Genomic DNA, 16,237 nt, shown 5'->3' with positions numbered 1-16,237 from the left:
TGGGGATTTTGGGCAGGTCACGCAAGGGTTTCTTTTTGGTTGGCATACATGCACCTCTTACTCATGTTATGCCCGAACACAAAATTTCTGACACCCTCCAAGTACCTTAAACGCAATCAACACCTCGAAAGCGCCGTACACTCCGCCAGCACCCTCAACCCGCCCATCACCTGCGGCGTAATCACCCGCCCCAGGCACACCCGCAACCCAGTACCACACTCCCCATCGGCAAAGAACATCCCGCTGGCGCCGACATTGCAGCCACGCTCCGCGGCAAGCCGTTGCAGCGCCACCATGTCCGTCCCTTCCGGCAATTCGATCCAATGGATGAAGCCGCCCTGCGGCGCCGCATACCGCGTCCCCGGCGGAAACGCCGAGCGCACCAGCGCCTCAATCACTCCGGCCTGCGCCGCCAGCCGGCCGCGCAGCTTGGCGCAGTGCTCCTCCATGTACCCCCGGCCGATGAACTCGTCCAGCACCCGCTGGGCCAGACTCGACACCGCCAGGTTGCGCGAAAACAATTGGGCCAGGATCGCATCCCGATACCGCCCCGCCACGCACCAGCCCACCCGATACCCCGGCGCCACGGTCTTGGAGAACGACGAGCAATAGATCGTCTGCCCGGTCTCGTCGTAGTGCTTGATCGCCTTGGGCCGCTGCGCCTCATCCACCAGGTCGAAGAAGATATCGTCCTCGATGATCGGCACATCCGCTGCCTGCGCCAACTGTGAGAGCCGTGCCCGCGCTCCGTCGGGCATGATGAAGCCACGTGGGTTCTGCAGCGTCGGGTTGAGGAACACCACATCGACCTTGCCGCGCTTGAGCGCCCATTCCAGGTGCTCGAGGTCCATGCCGCTGTCGGCGTGGGTGTGGATGGGCAGGGCGCGCATCCCCAGGCGTTCGATGGTCTGCAGGATGCCGTAGTAGGTAGGTGTTTCGATCGCTACCGTGGCGCCCGGCCGGGCTACGGCCTCGAGGGCCAGCTCCAGGGCCACGGTGTCGCCCGAGGTCACCAGGATTTCATCCGGGCCGCAGGCCACGCCGCGCTGCAGCATCAGCCCGGCAATACGTCGGCGCAGCGAGGCCAGGCCAGGCGGGGCGATCAAGCCGGCCAGCGGCTGATCGGCCTTGCTGGCCAGGGTCGTCAGGCACTTGTTCAGCAGCACCTGGGGCGTGAGTTCGTCATGCAGCACCGCCGAGCTTAACGACAACCCGCCGTTGCTGGCGGCCTGAGCGAGCATGGCGACCACCGCGTGGTTGACGTTGACGCTGACACTGGCGAGGTCAAAGCCCTGCACCTGGGCCGCGCCCTTGGCGACGAAGTACCCCACCCGGGGCGTGGCTTGCACATAGGCATTGGCCTCCAGCTCCGCCAGGGCCCGTTGCACCGTGGCCAGGCTGCTGTCGAACAGCCGCGCCAGTTCGCGCACCGAGGGCAGTTGCGTGCCGGTAGGCCATTCGCCGCTGTCGATCTGGCGCAGCAGCCAGGCGTTGACGGTGTGCCAGCGTTTGTCGGGCTTGGGGTTGCGATCCATGGCGGCCTTGTGTGGTGTCAAGCGGGGGCCCCGGAAAGGTAGAGCAAAACCGTGCCCGTTGCAGCCACGATGACGATGTTCAGCAGCACCAGGACGAAGCCGAAGCGGATCAGCCTGTGTTCTTCCTCACGGTCGGCCCCGGCCAGCCCGATGACCAGCGACAGGATCGACAACGAGCCCAACGCGCCATGCCCCGCGGCGCTGTTGGCCATGGCTGCCAGCCAGGGGCCGTGGGCGCTGGATAATGCCGCAATGGACGGCATCACCAGCGTGGTGCCGCCGACATTGGAGCCTGTCACGTAACCGGCCAGCCCGGCCAGCAGCGACACCGTCGACGCCAGCGACACACCCGACATTGCTTGCAGCGCGCGTTGCGCCTCGACCAGGAAGCCGGCCTTGACCATCACCTGGGAGAGCAGCAGAAACAGGAAGATCGTCGCCACTGGAAAGCGCGCCCGTTTGACCAGCGCCTGCCAGGGGAAACCCGCACCTTGGCGCGCGGCCATCATCAGCACCACCAACAGCAAGGCCAGCCCCGGCGACGCCAGCGGCTTCCACGACACGTTGTTGCCATGCACCACCCACAGCCCGTCCCAGCCCGACAGCAGGAACAGCCCCCGCGAGGCGATGATCACCCCCAGCAAGGCCAGGTATGGCCATGCCGTCTGCGGCCAGCGCACCAGGGCCCCGCGCCGCGCCCAGGAAAGCCCCAGGCCGACGCACACCACCGTCAACCCGGCCAGTACCCCAGCGGCTTCGGGGCCTATCCAACGGTTGATTACATACAGCACCGCGCTGAACAACAGCGAAACCAGCCCCAGGCCAAGCCACGCCTGTACGCTGCGAACCTGTGCCAACGCCAGTGCCACCGCCGCGAGGGCGAGGAACACCGGAGCGCTGACCAGTGCCGAATGGCTGCCCAGCTCCTGCGCCGGCACATGGGCCAGCAGCGCGCCGATCACCGTGGCAAGCCCCAGAGTGCCCCAGGGCATCACCACCATGCCGGCCAGGGCCATCTTCATGCCGACCTGGCGGGAAAACAGTCCCATCAGCAGCGGCACCGTGGCGATCAGCGATACGCCGAACCCGGTCATCGCCTCCAGCAGCGGCGCCAGGCCCAGCACGATGAAGATCACCTGCATCGGCGGCGTCCAGCCCAGCTCCCGCACCCAGGCGCCGATCGCCTGCGGGGCGTTGGCGCGTTCGACCAGGATGACGAAGGCCAGCCCAGGAACGATCACGCAGGCGGTACTGAGGAACAGGATCAACGTGTCTTGCAGGATGGCGCCGGACACCGCCGCCGACAGCGGCTGCGCGGCGCCCAGCCCCCACAGCAGCAGGACACCGGCCACGCCGGCCAGCGCGGCCTGCACGGGTGGGCGGCGCAGCAGCAGGATCAGGGCGATCACCAGGCCAATGGGGGACATTTGCAGCAGCAGGGCAGCCATGATGCGGGTTCCTTTAGCCATCCAGAGGAGTGTGGAAGGGATGGTGGAGGGAAGGGCGGGACTGCAATAGATACAGGGGGTGGGGGATTTTCAATACAGCCCCTGGCTCGTGGCATTGGAGGCACTTGTTCGCACCACCTCTCACGCCAATGCCTGGATTTCTGGGCGCTGACGGCGATATTGGCTGTTAATGCCTGCAATCCGAGGCATTACGTGGATCGGGCATTCTGGTCGCATTCCGCATGGGTTTTGACCGTACTGCTTGCACGCAGCGTGGCTATCTGGCCAAACCTGCCAGCACCTTCTCCAGCTTCACCACGGCCTCCCTCATCTCAGCGGGCGTCAGTGCCGCAAAGCCCATCAGCAAGCCGGCATCGTTCCTCGGCACCGCGTACAAGCTGCCCAGCCCCAACAGATCGATGCCCACCCCGCGTGCCGCCCTGACCACGGCGTCTTCAGGCAAGCCCTGTACGAAATGGCAGGGCATCTGCAGCCCGCCGGCGGGCACCTGCGGCACGAGAAACGCCCCCAGGTGCCTGCGCAGCAGATCCGCCAGCACATCCCGCCGCTCGGCGTAGAGCGCGCGCATGGCCCGTACATGGGCGTTGAAGTGCCCGCCTTCCATGAACCGGGCCAGGGTCAGCTGGGCGATGGAGGCGTTATGCCCGTCCTGCAGCGTGCGGGCGGCGGTCATCGGCGCGACGAGCTGGGCCGGCAGCAGCAGGTAGCCGATGCGCAGACCGGCGAACAGCGATTTGGTGAAGGTGCCGATGTACAGCGTGCGGTCGTGTGGGTCGAGGCCCTGCACGCAGGCGGTGGGGCTGCCGGCGTAGTGGAACTCGCTGTCGTAGTCGTCCTCGATGATCCAGGCGCGTTGCTGGCGCGCCCATTCGATCGCCAGCAGGCGCCGGTCCAGCGCCAGGGTCGCGCCGGTCGGGTACTGGTGCGAAGGGGTGAGGAACACCGCCCGGGCATCCGGCGCCAGCCGGGCCATGGCGTCTACCTGCAGGCCGTTCGCATCCACCGGGACCGGCACGCATGCCAGGCCGGCGGCGGTGACGGCCTTGCGGGTGCCCTGGTACAGCGGGTCCTCGACCAGCACCTGGTCGCCTGCGTCCATGAGCACCTGGGCGCACAGGCCAAGGGCCTGCTGCGAGCTGGTGAGGATCAGGATGCGCTCGGCGGATGCCTGGGCCCCGCGCTCGAGGTTGAGGTAGTCGGCGATTGCCCGGCGCAAGGGGGCCATGCCCTGCGGCTCGCTGTGTTCCAGCGCCCGCGTGCCGTATTCCTTGTACACCTGCCGCTCCAGCTTCTCCCAGATGGCCAGGGGGAAGTGCCGGGTTTCGGCCACGCCCGGGGCGAAGGGGCGGGGCGACTGGAAGTTGTGGACGCCACCGCTGTGCAACAGCGCTTCACCACGGCGGCTCAACTGCACCGGGGCTTGCTGATGTGCCGGACGCTGGCGCTTGCGCGACGGCAGGCAGCGCGCCCGTTGCGACACGAAGCTGCCGCTGCCCACGCGCCGCTCGATAAAGCCCTCGGCGTGCAACTGGCTGTAGGCCGACTCCACGGTATCCCGCGAGACGCCCAGGGACTGGGCCAGCGGGCGCGAGGCGGGCAGCGCCTTGCCCACCGGCAGTGCGCCGTCGAGGATCAACTGACGGATCGCCCGTTGGATACGCACATGCAAGGCCAGCGCGGCGTGTACCGGGTCGTTGATCCAGGCTTTCACCGATTCCAGCTGCGCGTGTTTGAACATTGGCCTGATTCCCTGGCGGATGGACCTGATTAATGGCTGCCAATGCCGGGGCCGCTTCGCGCCCCTTTCCGACCGGTCCAGCGCCCCGGCAAGGCCCGCTCCCACAGGCGACCGCGAACCCCTGTGGGAGCGGCCTTGTGTCGCGAAAGGGCTGCAAAGCAGCCCCGGCAATCTCAAGCCTAACGCTCATCCAGAACCCCAAAGTGGTCTGGCCATTACCGAGCAATTGGCAGGTAAAAACCAACCATTTATCCGCTATAAAACCCCAGCCCGCAAGCAACCACCAAGGAAGGCAAGCGCTACGGGCAGGCCGGCCCCTCACTCATTCACACAGCTTTGCCAAAAAGGGGTTCCACCAATGACCACCACCCAACTACCCGTCTTCATCCGCGAAGTGAAGCAAACCGACCTGCAGCCCTGGCACGACTACTGGGCGCAATACCAGGCCTTCTACCAGGTAGACCTGGGCCCAGCCATCACCGAGCGCACCTGGGCCCGCTTCTTCGACCCGGCCGAACCCATGCACTGCGCCGTGGCCACCGACGGCGAACGGCTCTACGGCTTCGTCCACTATGTGTTCCACCGCTCGACCTGGGGGCGCAACGACTTCTGCTACCTGGAAGACCTGTTCGTGTGCCCGAGCGCCCGTGGACGGATGCTCGGCAAGCAACTGATCGAGTTCGTCCAGGACCAGGCCCGGCAGCAGCAGTGCGACCGGCTGTACTGGCATACCCAGGAGACCAACCGGACTGCGCAGCGGTTGTATGACTGGATTGCCGAGAAGCCGGGGGTGATCGAGTACCGGATGCCATTGGATGTTGCTCACTAAGGCCATTGTGAGCAGATGAGGGCGTGGGAGCGGGCTTGCCCCGCGAAGGGGAGCACCGGCTTTGCGGTGTAATTTCCTACGGTGCAGTGTCGCTCCCACGCCCCAGTCATCAGAAATCCTCCTTCGAAATCTGCCTGAGTCTTACGGCGTTGTCAGACCATTCAGAACGATGAATCCCTCCCTGGCGGAGGAATACCTAATCCAATGTTTTGTGCCTTACCTGCGATTTATTAAGTTAACACGCATGAAGTTGGATTTAAGTCTTACCAAACCCAGCGAGCTCATGAGGGCCTTGTGCGAGCGCTTGCGCACCGAGCGGCTCGCTCAACAGATGTCGCAAGCGGAAGTGGCTGCTCGTGCTGGCATCGGCACCAATACCGTGTCCAACCTTGAAACGGGACGAAATGTCGGTTTTGAGAGTCTGATTCGAGTGGCGATGGTTCTAGGCCGGAGAAAAGAGCTTGAGGGGCTGTTTTTGCCGAAGGTGGAGTGCATAGCCGACATTGCTCGCTATGAGCTTGGTGCCAAGCGCCAGCGTATCCGGAAGAAATCAGGGCAGGATTGAACAGGGCTGCATGGCAGCCCTTTCAGTGGATCGCAGGGTTCAATCGCCAACCCCATGCAACCGCAACGCCCGCTGCGCACATTCCTTCCAGCTCAACTTACGCCGCTCGGGCACCACCACGGGCCTCTCCGCCGCCATCACCGCCGGCATATCCCGCATCCGTACCCAAGGCTCACTTTGCCAATACAACAGACTCGCCGTATGCCCACCCGGCCAGCACATCCTGCCCAGGCGCGGCAGGTCTTCCAGCGCCGAATCCTGCCCATCGCGCAGCACCGCCACCACCTCATGAGTCAGCCAGTGGCGCAGGTGGCGGTTTTCCGGAACGTGATGATGGGCCAGCAGGGTATAGGCCCCGGACTCGCTGACCATGGTGGTCTCGCCGTACTGGCCGTAGCGCAGCAGCTGCACGGTGCGGTGCTGGTCCGGGTCGAGCTTGCGGATGCAGTGTTCGTCGAAGAAGCGCCCGGTCATCCGGCCGAGTTCGTGGGCGCAGAACCAGGCTTGGGATTCGAGCCAGAGGGTGTGGAGAGGGCGGTTGTGGCGGGTGAAGAGGATGGAATCGTGGAGGTCAGTCATGGCTGGCCTCCGCGGTCCTAGATAACTTGAAATGGCTAGGCGTACGTGCGAGTGGCACGTTATTGCTAGGCTTGATAGGCATTTCCTTTACCTCTACGTGGATTCAGCTTTCTTAGGGCTGGGTGTCGGGAGCTAAGAAATCCCACGTAGCGGACCGGACGTATTCCCCTTGCGGGTCTTGTATTAGTCCGCTCCCGACATAACACGTTTTCTGCGCGCAGGATTAAACCACAGGCAAAAAAATGCCGCATCTGTCGGGGCGGATTGACCGCTACGTGAGGCGTTTCTTAGGCGCCGCTGAGAAAGGTAATTCCATCAGACGAGCCAGTCAAACATAAAAGCTGTAGTCCGTTTCTGAAATTTTTTGTCAGACTTTATTTGTCGTTGTGGTTCTGATTCCTTGGGCGGGGGAGGGGCGGTCTAAGATTCAGTTTCCAAATTAGAGCTGGATGAGCGCTCAATCAACGCCCCTGATCTGCCATATGTAACAAACTCAAAGTTTGCGTTTCCAATCCCCTTGATTTCGGTTTTTGCTCGATCGTCAAGATCCTGTTTGACTAGTGAGTTTACCTTTGCAATTTCAGCCTCAGTCTCATCTATAGTTTTCTTTAAGGCTTCAAAAGCACTGCCTAGAACGGGGATCTTTCCCAGTTCTTGCCACAGATAGTTGTTCAAAAAGCTGGTCACGAAAGCCCAGGCACCGTTGACTGAAAAGTAGGAGCCGCTGCTGCATTTCTTAATTGTAGCTATGACCTTTGCGAGTGCCTCAATCATGCTGCGGCTGTCAACGTCCCCACTATCCTTAATGCTTTCGAGTATTTTTACAATTTCCGAAAATAGCTCGGGTAGCCTGCTTTCTTTTCTGTAAAGCTCGAAAACTCCGTCGAAGTCTATTGCCGAACTTTTATTGTCGTTGAGGCTCCAGGTGTGCCCGTTTAGAGCTGGGAGGACCGGTATTAGATTGTGCAGTAGTGTAGAACTCCTCCAATTTGGTCCTAACTGTGAGCTGATGAGGTTAATAATGCTCTGTAGCCAGATTGGTAGGTCTGTGGAGGGGATTACGAGTTTAAGATTTTCAGCTGCAGATAGTGCTTCTTGAGCAGCTTTCTTCTTGGTGGCTAAATCTTCGCCTGCCAATGCTTTAAGGAGGAAGGCTACCTTGTTTTGCAGTTCGCTATTTCTTTCGTTGAGTAGCTTTAAAAATAGATCGATCATACCGTTCAAATTATTTGACCTCGATTTATTTTCTCAAAAAAAGGGCTGCCTCTTGGCAGCCCTTTGGATGTTAATCCCAGCTCAACGCCCCACCAGTCTGATACTCAATAACCCGAGTCTCAAAGAAGTTCTTCTCCTTCTTCAAGTCCATGATCTCGCTCATCCAAGGGAACGGGTTAGTAGTCCCCGGATACTCTTCCTTCAACCCAATCTGGGTCAGTCGACGGTTGGCAATGAACTTGAGGTAGTCCTCCATCATCGCCGCATTCATGCCTAGCACGCCGCGTGGCATGGTGTCACGGGCGTATTCGATCTCCAGCTGGGTACCCTGCAGGATCATCTGGGTAGCCTCTTCCTTCATCGCGGCATCCCACAGGTGCGGGTTCTCGATCTTGATCTGGTTGATCACGTCGATGCCGAAGTTCAGGTGCATGGACTCGTCGCGCAGGATGTACTGGAACTGCTCGGCGACGCCGGTCATCTTGTTGCGGCGACCCATCGACAGGATCTGGGTGAAGCCGCAGTAGAAGAAGATGCCTTCCAGGACGCAGTAGTAGGCGATCAGGTTGCGCAGCAGCTCTTTGTCGGTCTCGACGGTGCCGGTGTTGAACTCCGGGTCCGAGATGGCGCGGGTGTACTTCAGGCCCCAGGCGGCTTTTTTCGCGACCGATGGGATCTCGTGGTACATGTTGAAGATCTCGCCTTCATCCATGCCCAGCGACTCGATGCAGTACTGGTAGGCGTGGGTGTGGATCGCCTCTTCGAAGGCCTGGCGCAGGATGTACTGGCGGCACTCCGGGTTGGTGATCAGGCGGTATACGGCCAGGGCCAGGTTGTTGGCAACCAGGGAGTCGGCGGTGGAGAAGAAGCCGAGGTTGCGCATCACGATGCGGCGTTCGTCTTCGGTCAGGCCGTCCATGCTCTTCCACAGGGCGATGTCGGCGGTCATGTTGACCTCTTGCGGCATCCAGTGGTTGGCGCAGCCGTCGAGGTACTTCTGCCAGGCCCAGTCGTACTTGAACGGGACCAGCTGGTTGAGGTCGGCGCGGCAGTTGATCATGCGCTTTTCATCGACCGCGACGCGGGCCGAGGAGCCTTCCAGCTCGGCCAGGCCTTCGGCGATGTCCAGGGCGTCCAGCGCAGCCTTGGCGCGCTTGACCGCGTCGGAGTCAGCGGCGGTGGCGGCGCGGGCTTCCAGGGCGGCGGCACCGCCGGCGCTGTCGAGCTTGTCGAGGGGGGGGGCGGCTGCGGCTTGCGCGGGGGTGTTGCCTTTGGCGGCGACTTCGCCGTCTTCTTTGTCGAATTCGTCCCAGCTCAGCATGGTGAGATCTCCTGCTTGAGGGCCATCAATGAGTATGGCCGGTGGATCTTGGTTGCGGTGCGGTGCACGCAAATCTGGAGTGCCCGGGGGAGGGCTGACCGGGGCGTTGGGCCCCGGCTTGTTATGTCTGGCTGTGGGGAGGTGCTGGCAGTGCCGGCCTCATCGCTGGCAAGCCAGCTCCCACAGGGTTCTGCGCCGTGGCGCAGAAAAGAGGCTACCCGGGGGTAGCCTCTGCGCAGCCCTTATTGGCAGGCTTCGCAATCCGGCTCGTCGATGGCGCAGGCCTTCGGTACCGGGGCAGGGCCCGCGGCCTGGACCGGGGCGCTGTCGCCGCCGCTCGACACGGCGTTGAGCTTGCCGGTGTTGATGGTCGACTTCTCGGTGCTGGTCGCGGCCAGGGCACGGAGGTAGTAGGTGGTCTTCAGACCACGGTACCAGGCCATGCGGTAGGTCACGTCCAGTTTCTTGCCCGAGGCGCCGGCGATGTACAGGTTCAGCGACTGGGCCTGGTCGATCCACTTCTGGCGACGGGAGGCGGCATCGACGATCCACTTGGTCTCGACTTCGAACGCGGTGGCGTACAGGTCCTTCAGCTCTTGCGGGATACGCTCGATCTGCTGCACCGAACCGTCGTAGTACTTCAGGTCGTTGATCATCACCGAGTCCCACAGGCCGCGGGCTTTCAGGTCGCGGACCAGGTACGGGTTGATCACGGTGAATTCGCCCGACAGGTTCGATTTCACGTACAGGTTCTGGTAGGTCGGCTCGATGGACTGCGACACGCCGGTGATGTTGGCGATGGTCGCGGTCGGCGCGATGGCCATGATGTTCGAGTTACGAATACCTTTCTTGACGCGCTCGCGCACCGGGGCCCAGTCCAGGCTCTCGGTCAGGTCGACGTCGATGTACTTCTGGCCACGGGCCTCGATCAGGATCTGCTGGCTGTCCAGCGGCAGGATGCCCTTGGACCACAGCGAACCCTGGAAGGTCTCGTAGGCGCCGCGCTCGTCGGCCAGGTCGCAGGAAGCCTGGATCGCGTAGTAGCTGACCGCTTCCATCGACTTGTCGGCGAACTCGACGGCAGCGTCCGAACCGTACGGGATGTGCTGCAGGTACAGCGCGTCCTGGAAGCCCATGATCCCCAGGCCGACAGGGCGGTGCTTGAAGTTCGAGTTGCGCGCTTGCGGCACCGAGTAGTAGTTGATGTCGATCACGTTGTCGAGCATGCGCACGGCGGTGTTCACGGTGCGTTGCAGCTTGGCGGTGTCCAGCTTGCCATCGACGATGTGGTTCGGCAGGTTGATCGAGCCCAGGTTGCAGACCGCGATCTCGTCCTTGTTGGTGTTCAGGGTGATCTCGGTGCACAGGTTCGAGCTGTGGACCACGCCCACGTGCTGCTGCGGGCTGCGCAGGTTGCACGGGTCCTTGAAGGTCAGCCATGGGTGGCCGGTCTCGAACAGCATCGACAGCATCTTGCGCCACAGGTCTTTGGCCTGGATGGTCTTGAACACCTTGATCTTGTTGTACTCGGTCAGGGCTTCGTAATACTCGTAGCGCTCTTCGAAGGCCTTGCCGGTCAGGTCGTGCAGATCAGGCACTTCCGACGGCGAGAACAGGGTCCACTTGCCGTCATCGAAGACGCGCTTCATGAACAGGTCAGGGATCCAGTTGGCGGTGTTCATGTCGTGGGTACGACGACGGTCATCACCGGTGTTCTTGCGCAGCTCGATGAATTCTTCGATGTCGAGATGCCAGGTTTCCAGGTAGGCACACACGGCGCCCTTGCGCTTGCCACCCTGGTTCACGGCAACGGCGGTGTCGTTGACCACTTTCAGGAACGGCACGACGCCTTGCGACTTGCCGTTGGTGCCTTTGATGTACGAGCCCAGCGCACGTACCGGGGTCCAGTCGTTGCCCAGGCCACCGGCGAATTTCGACAGCATGGCGTTGTCGTGGATCGCGTGGTAGATGCCCGACAGGTCGTCCGGCACGGTGGTCAGGTAGCAGCTGGACAGCTGCGGACGCAGGGTACCGGCGTTGAACAGGGTCGGGGTCGAGGCCATGTAGTCGAAGGACGACAACAGGTTGTAGAACTCGATCGCACGGGCTTCTTTATCTTTCTCTTCCAGCGCCAGGCCCATGGCCACACGCATGAAGAACACCTGCGGCAGCTCGAAGCGCACGCCATCCTTGTGGATGAAGTAGCGGTCGTACAGGGTCTGCAGGCCCAGGTAGGTGAACTGCTGGTCGCGCTCGTGGTTGATCGCCTTGCCCATGCGCTCCAGGTCGTAGCCTTTCAGCGCCGGGTCGAGCAGTTCGAACTCGACGCCTTTCTCGACGTAGGCCGGCAGGGCCTTGGCGTACAGGTCGGCCATCTCGTGGTGGGTGGCGCTGTCGGCCACGCCCAGGAAGCCGAGGCCTTCGGCGCGCAGGGTGTCCATCAGCAGGCGGGCGGTGACGAACGAGTAGTTCGGCTCGCGCTCGACCAGGGTACGGGCGGTCATCACCAGGGCGGTGTTGACGTCTTTCAGGGCCACGCCGTCGTACAGGTTCTTCAGGGTTTCGCGCTGGATCAGCTCGCCATCGACTTCGGCCAGGCCTTCGCAGGCTTCGCTGATGATGGTGTTCAGGCGGGCCATGTCCAGAGGCGCCAGGCTGCCGTCGGCCAGGGTGATGCGGATGCTCGGGTGCGGCTCGACCACGGCGTCGGTGTTGGCGCGGGTGGCGCGCTCTTTGGCACGCTGGTCGCGGTAGATCACGTAGTCGCGGGCGACTTTCTGCTCGCCGGCGCGCATCAGGGCCAGTTCGACCTGGTCCTGGATTTCTTCGATGTGGATGGTGCCACCCGATGGCATGCGACGCTTGAACGTGGCGGTGACCTGCTCGGTCAGGCGCGCGACGGTGTCGTGGATGCGCGACGAGGCGGCGGCGGTGCCGCCTTCAACTGCGAGGAACGCCTTGGTGATGGCAACGGTGATCTTGTCGTCGGTGTAGGGGACGACAGTGCCGTTGCGCTTGATCACGCGCAGTTGGCCAGGCGCGGTGGCTGCCAGATCCTGATTGGAATCGGCGGCCTGCGGCGCTTTGCCCTGCGGGTTCTCGCGAGTTGTGTCGGTTTGCATGGGTGGGTGTCTCCACAGTTTCTAGTTTGTTCAGGCGCCTTGTTGGGGCGCCCACCGTTCCGTCCACTTGCTCGATGGCCCGGGCGGGGAGGCGTCATGCACGCGCATACGCCCGCTCGGGCTTACCGACTTCGGGACAGACTCAGGAATAAGGGGCAATAACCTGCCGCTCCCTGGCCGAAGTCAAAGGTTCTGGGCGTACCCAAAATCTGTTGCTGATGAGTGGCGAGGCCCTGCCTGCAACACTCATACCCGAACAAGGCCATCTGCGGCTTGCCTCGGTCGCCCTCCGCAGGAGCGGTTTGGCTGTTGGAATCACGTTAAGTTCAGTCGGTAAATTCGCTTGAATTTGCCAGGCGACTTGTGTTTGTGATTTTGCGCGAAACCCAATATCTAGTGGTTCGCTGCGACAGGGATACAAGATAATGCGGTCTTGGGGGCTTTGCAAGGTGAGCGTCTGTGGATAACTTGTGGGTACTTTGTGAGTGATCCGTGGGTATTCGCTGTAGGCCTTGTCCCAAGAGGTTTGCACTATTTTTTGGCTGTGCTACGTCGCCGCGCAGATTTTTTCGGGCGCGAACCCTATCACAAAAAACGGTTCAGTTATGGGACGTTCTGGGGTGGTTGGCAGGGGTGGGGGCGGGACGTAGTATCCGGGGCTGATGTTGCGCTTTGGTGAAGGTGGATTTTCGCTGGAATCAAAGGGTTGTACTGGCTTGCCCCGCGATGAGGCCGCTACAGCCAACAGCAAGGCCCGACAAAAACAGAAGAAGGGTAAGGCCATGGACCAGCCAATCAACCGCATCCTCATCGTCGAGGACGACCAGCGCCTCGCCGAGCTCACCGCCGAGTACCTCCAGGCCAATGGCTTCGAGGTGGCGGTGGAGGGCGACGGCGGCCGTGCCGCCCGGCGTATCATCGACAGCCAGCCGGACCTGGTGATCCTCGACCTGATGCTGCCCGGCGAGGACGGCCTGAGCATCTGCCGCCGGGTGCGCGGCCAGTACGCCGGCCCCATCCTCATGCTCACCGCCCGCAGCGACGAACTGGACCAGATCCAGGGCCTGGACCTGGGCGCCGACGACTATGTCTGCAAGCCGGTGCGCCCGCGCGTGCTGCTGGCGCGCATCAACGCCCTGCTGCGCCGCAGCGAGGCCCCGGAGCGACGACAGGAGCTGACGTTCGGCCCGCTGCATATAGACAGCCGCCAGCGCGAGGCGCGTCTGAGCGGCCAACTGATCGAGCTGACCGGCGCCGAGTTCGACCTGCTCTGGCTGCTGGCCAGCAACGCCGGGCGGGTGCTGTCCCGCGAGGAGATCTTCACCTCGCTGCGCGGCGTCGGCTACGACGGCCAGGACCGCTCCATCGATGTGCGCATTTCCAAGATCCGCCCCAAGATCGGCGACGACCCCATCACCCCGCGGCTGATCAAGACCCTGCGCAGCAAGGGCTACCTGTTCGTCGGCGAGGCGCCATGAACTCGATCTTCCTGCGCATCTATGGCGGCATGCTCGCGGTGCTGGTACTGGTAGCCGTGCTCGGCGTGCTGAGCCTGCACCTGGTCAACGAGATCCGTGCTGGCCAGCACCGCGAGCGTCTGGCCCAGGGCACCTTTAGCCTGATGGCCGACAACCTGGCGCAGCAGAACGCAGTGGAGCGCACCCGTTCGCTGGTGATCTGGGAGCGCCTGCTCGGCGTGCCGCTGGACCTGCAGCCGCTGTCGGCGTTCACCCTCGACGGTGGGCAGCGGGCGCGGCTGTACCGCGACCTGGTGGTGGTGGAGAAGACCGGCCCGCATGCCGCCCGGGTGTTGCGCCGGGTTGGTCACGAGGACCTGCTGCTGGTGGCCGAGGTCAAGCAGATCAGCGAGCAGTTGGCCCGCGCCACGCTTTACCTGTTGGCCGACGAACTGGTGCGCTATCCGGTGACCGAGCAGCAGGCGCGCCTGGCGCAGCTGCGCCAGAGCAAGGGCTTCGGCTTCGACATCGCCCTGCAGCGTATCGAGCGCGCCGCCCTGGACGACGACCAGCGCCGCCGGGTGGAGGAGGGCGACACGGTGATGGCCCTGGGCCGGGACGGAGATTCGATCCGCGTGTTCTCGGGGCTGTCCGGCTCGCCCTGGGTCCTGGAGATCGGCCCGCTGTACCAGCTCAACCCCTATCCGCCGCAGTTGCTGATCCTGATCGCCTTCCTCGGCCTGTGCCTGATCGGGCTGGTGGTTTACCTGCTGGTGCGTCAGCTGGAGCGGCGCGTGTCGGGCCTGGAGGTGGCGGCCACGCGCATCGCCCAGGGCAGTCTCGACACCCGCGTGCCGGCGGGCGATGCCGACTCGGTGGGGCGTCTGGCCGAGGCCTTCAACGGCATGGCCGAACACCTGCAGCGTTCATTGACCATGCAGCGCGAGCTGGTGCGGGCGGTGTCCCACGAATTGCGCACGCCGGTGGCGCGGCTGCGCTTCGGCCTGGAGATGATCGAGAGCGCCGGCAGCGACGAGGCCCGGGCCAAGCACCTGGCGGGCATGGACGGCGATATCCAGGACCTGGACAAGCTGGTCGACGAGATGCTGACCTACGCCCGCCTGGAGCAGGGCGCGCCGGCCCTGCATTTCCAGGTGGTGGACTTGGACGAACTGCTGGCGCGGGTGATCGAGGAGCTGGCGCCGCTGCGGGCCGAAGTGCGGGTGGTACGCGGAGTGTGCCACGGGCTCGACGGTGGCGACGCCCGCGTCGAGGCCGAACCGCGCTACCTGCACCGGGCCTTGCAGAACCTGGTGCGCAATGCCATGCGCCATGCCGAATCGCAAGTGCGCCTGAGCTATCAGATCGGCCAGCAGCGTTGCCGCATCGATGTGGAGGATGACGGCCCCGGGATTCCCGAAGGGGTGTGGCACCGCATCTTCACCCCGTTCACCCGCCTCGACGATAGCCGTACCCGGGCTTCGGGCGGGCATGGGCTGGGGCTGTCGATCGTGCGGCGGATCATCTACTGGCACGGCGGCCGTGCCCTGGTCGGGCACAGCGAGCAGCTGGGCGGAGCGTGTTTCAGCCTGAGCTGGCCGCGTGAGCAGCCGCGCGACTAGACGCTGATCAGGCTGAGCAGATGGCCGTCCTGCAGGCGGAACTGGCCATCGAGCTCGACGCCGTGGTGCCACTCGGCCGACAGGTCGGTGAGCAGGCGCAGGCGGGCATGCCCGTCGGCGGACCAGGCCAGCAGTTCGGCGTGTTCGAAATAGAAGCGCTGTTTGGTGAGCGGGTAGAGGGTCTTGAACAGACTTTCCTTGAGCGAGAAGGTCAGGGTCACGGCCAGGGCCTGCTGGCTGCGGTCCAGGCGCTCCAGTTCGGCGGGGGTGAGGATTTCCCCGGCCAGGCGTTCGGCGCGCTCTTCGCTGAGCAGGGTTTCCTGGTCCAGGCCCAGGCCACGACAGTGGCCGTCGGCGGCGACAACCGCGGCGGCCCAGCCTTGGCCGTGGGTGATCGAGCCACGGATGTCGGCGGGCCAGATCGGTGAGCGGTCCTCGTGGGTGGCCGGTACATAATCGCGGCCATCCAGGCGTTGCAGTGCCTCGCGGGCGCAGACCCGACCGGCCAGGTACTCGGCCTGGCGCTTGGCCACCGAGCGTTGCAGGCTGGCGGTCTGCTCGATGCCGGCGCGCTGGAAGTCGTCGGCGGCCAGGCGGGCCGGGTCGAAGGCGCAGCTGACCAGCACCGCGCCGGGGACCGGGCGGGGCAGGGGCCAGTGGTGCTGGAGCGGGGCGCAGCAGGTGGGGAGTCTGTTCATGGTCGGTATTGTGCCAGTCGCGATAGCTGGCGCAAATCACCGGGACGTCATCGCGGGGCAAGCCCGCTCCCACGAATGGCGTTGTTT

At 63.5% G+C, this 16,237-nt stretch carries 12 protein-coding genes; 4 read left to right on the top strand and 8 right to left on the bottom strand.

Translation table 11 applies throughout. The features are described 5' to 3' along the window. Nucleotides 1–116 precede the first annotated feature (116 nt). The 3 genes from AC25MA_RS15750 to pdxR all read right to left on the bottom strand — a co-directional run bounded on the left by AC25MA_RS15750 (nt 117) and on the right by pdxR (nt 4,742). Complete coding sequence (locus tag AC25MA_RS15750; protein ID WP_463402510.1) at nt 117–1,535, bottom strand: aminotransferase-like domain-containing protein; 1,419 nt, start codon at nt 1,533–1,535, stop codon at nt 117–119. 17 nt (nt 1,536–1,552) lie between these two features. Next, nucleotides 1,553–2,983, bottom strand: a complete 1,431-nt coding sequence (locus tag AC25MA_RS15745; RefSeq protein WP_463402509.1) for an L-lactate permease — start codon at nt 2,981–2,983, stop codon at nt 1,553–1,555. A gap of 277 nt (nt 2,984–3,260) precedes the next feature. After that, entirely contained in the window at nt 3,261–4,742 is a 1,482-nt protein-coding gene (gene pdxR, locus AC25MA_RS15740; protein WP_463402508.1) for a MocR-like pyridoxine biosynthesis transcription factor PdxR, read from the bottom strand. Between the two features lie 358 nt (nt 4,743–5,100). Between pdxR and AC25MA_RS15735 the strand changes: the two genes are divergently transcribed. Together AC25MA_RS15735 and AC25MA_RS15730 are read left to right on the top strand one after the other, a co-directional pair. Continuing rightward, the gene (locus tag AC25MA_RS15735) at nt 5,101–5,571 is read left to right on the top strand and encodes a GNAT family N-acetyltransferase (RefSeq protein ID WP_486972202.1); all 471 of its coding nucleotides are present in this window, start codon (nt 5,101–5,103) and stop codon (nt 5,569–5,571) included. A 244-nt stretch (nt 5,572–5,815) separates the two neighbouring features. Beyond that, the gene (locus AC25MA_RS15730; RefSeq protein ID WP_486972201.1) at nt 5,816–6,136 is read left to right on the top strand and encodes a helix-turn-helix domain-containing protein; all 321 of its coding nucleotides are present in this window, start codon (nt 5,816–5,818) and stop codon (nt 6,134–6,136) included. 39 nt (nt 6,137–6,175) lie between these two features. On the opposite strand, the gene AC25MA_RS15725 is transcribed toward AC25MA_RS15730, so the two are convergent. The 4 genes from AC25MA_RS15725 to AC25MA_RS15710 all read right to left on the bottom strand — a co-directional run bounded on the left by AC25MA_RS15725 (nt 6,176) and on the right by AC25MA_RS15710 (nt 12,373). Further along, entirely contained in the window at nt 6,176–6,715 is a 540-nt protein-coding gene (locus AC25MA_RS15725) for a BRO-N domain-containing protein (RefSeq protein ID WP_486972200.1), read from the bottom strand. Nucleotides 6,716–7,135: 420 nt separating this feature from the next. Then, nucleotides 7,136–7,939, bottom strand: coding sequence for a hypothetical protein (locus tag AC25MA_RS15720; RefSeq protein WP_486970849.1), 804 nt, complete (start codon nt 7,937–7,939; stop codon nt 7,136–7,138). A 61-nt stretch (nt 7,940–8,000) separates the two neighbouring features. Beyond that, entirely contained in the window at nt 8,001–9,251 is a 1,251-nt protein-coding gene (locus AC25MA_RS15715) for a ribonucleotide-diphosphate reductase subunit beta (RefSeq protein ID WP_486972199.1), read from the bottom strand. Nucleotides 9,252–9,493: 242 nt separating this feature from the next. Continuing rightward, on the bottom strand, nt 9,494–12,373 hold the full coding sequence (locus AC25MA_RS15710; RefSeq protein ID WP_062363798.1) for a ribonucleoside-diphosphate reductase subunit alpha: 2,880 nt from the start codon (nt 12,371–12,373) through the stop codon (nt 9,494–9,496). Nucleotides 12,374–13,155: 782 nt separating this feature from the next. On the opposite strand from AC25MA_RS15710, the gene AC25MA_RS15705 reads away from it, so the two are divergent. Both AC25MA_RS15705 and AC25MA_RS15700 read left to right on the top strand, forming a co-directional pair. Continuing rightward, nucleotides 13,156–13,851, top strand: a complete 696-nt coding sequence (locus AC25MA_RS15705; RefSeq protein ID WP_028690938.1) for a response regulator — start codon at nt 13,156–13,158, stop codon at nt 13,849–13,851. Next, the gene (locus tag AC25MA_RS15700) at nt 13,848–15,452 is read left to right on the top strand and encodes an ATP-binding protein (RefSeq protein ID WP_062573114.1); all 1,605 of its coding nucleotides are present in this window, start codon (nt 13,848–13,850) and stop codon (nt 15,450–15,452) included. Before AC25MA_RS15705 ends, AC25MA_RS15700 begins: the two co-directional genes overlap by 4 nt. On the opposite strand, the gene AC25MA_RS15695 is transcribed toward AC25MA_RS15700, so the two are convergent. Next, entirely contained in the window at nt 15,449–16,150 is a 702-nt protein-coding gene (locus tag AC25MA_RS15695) for a 4'-phosphopantetheinyl transferase family protein (protein WP_263156930.1), read from the bottom strand. The two genes, AC25MA_RS15700 and AC25MA_RS15695, sit on opposite strands and share 4 nt — an antisense overlap. Nucleotides 16,151–16,237 lie beyond the last annotated feature (87 nt).

This window comes from Pseudomonas sp. P65(2024) (genome assembly GCF_057480955.1).
The sequence above is the reverse complement of the archived record's forward strand: the minus strand, read 5'-3'. Positions and strand labels throughout refer to the sequence as shown.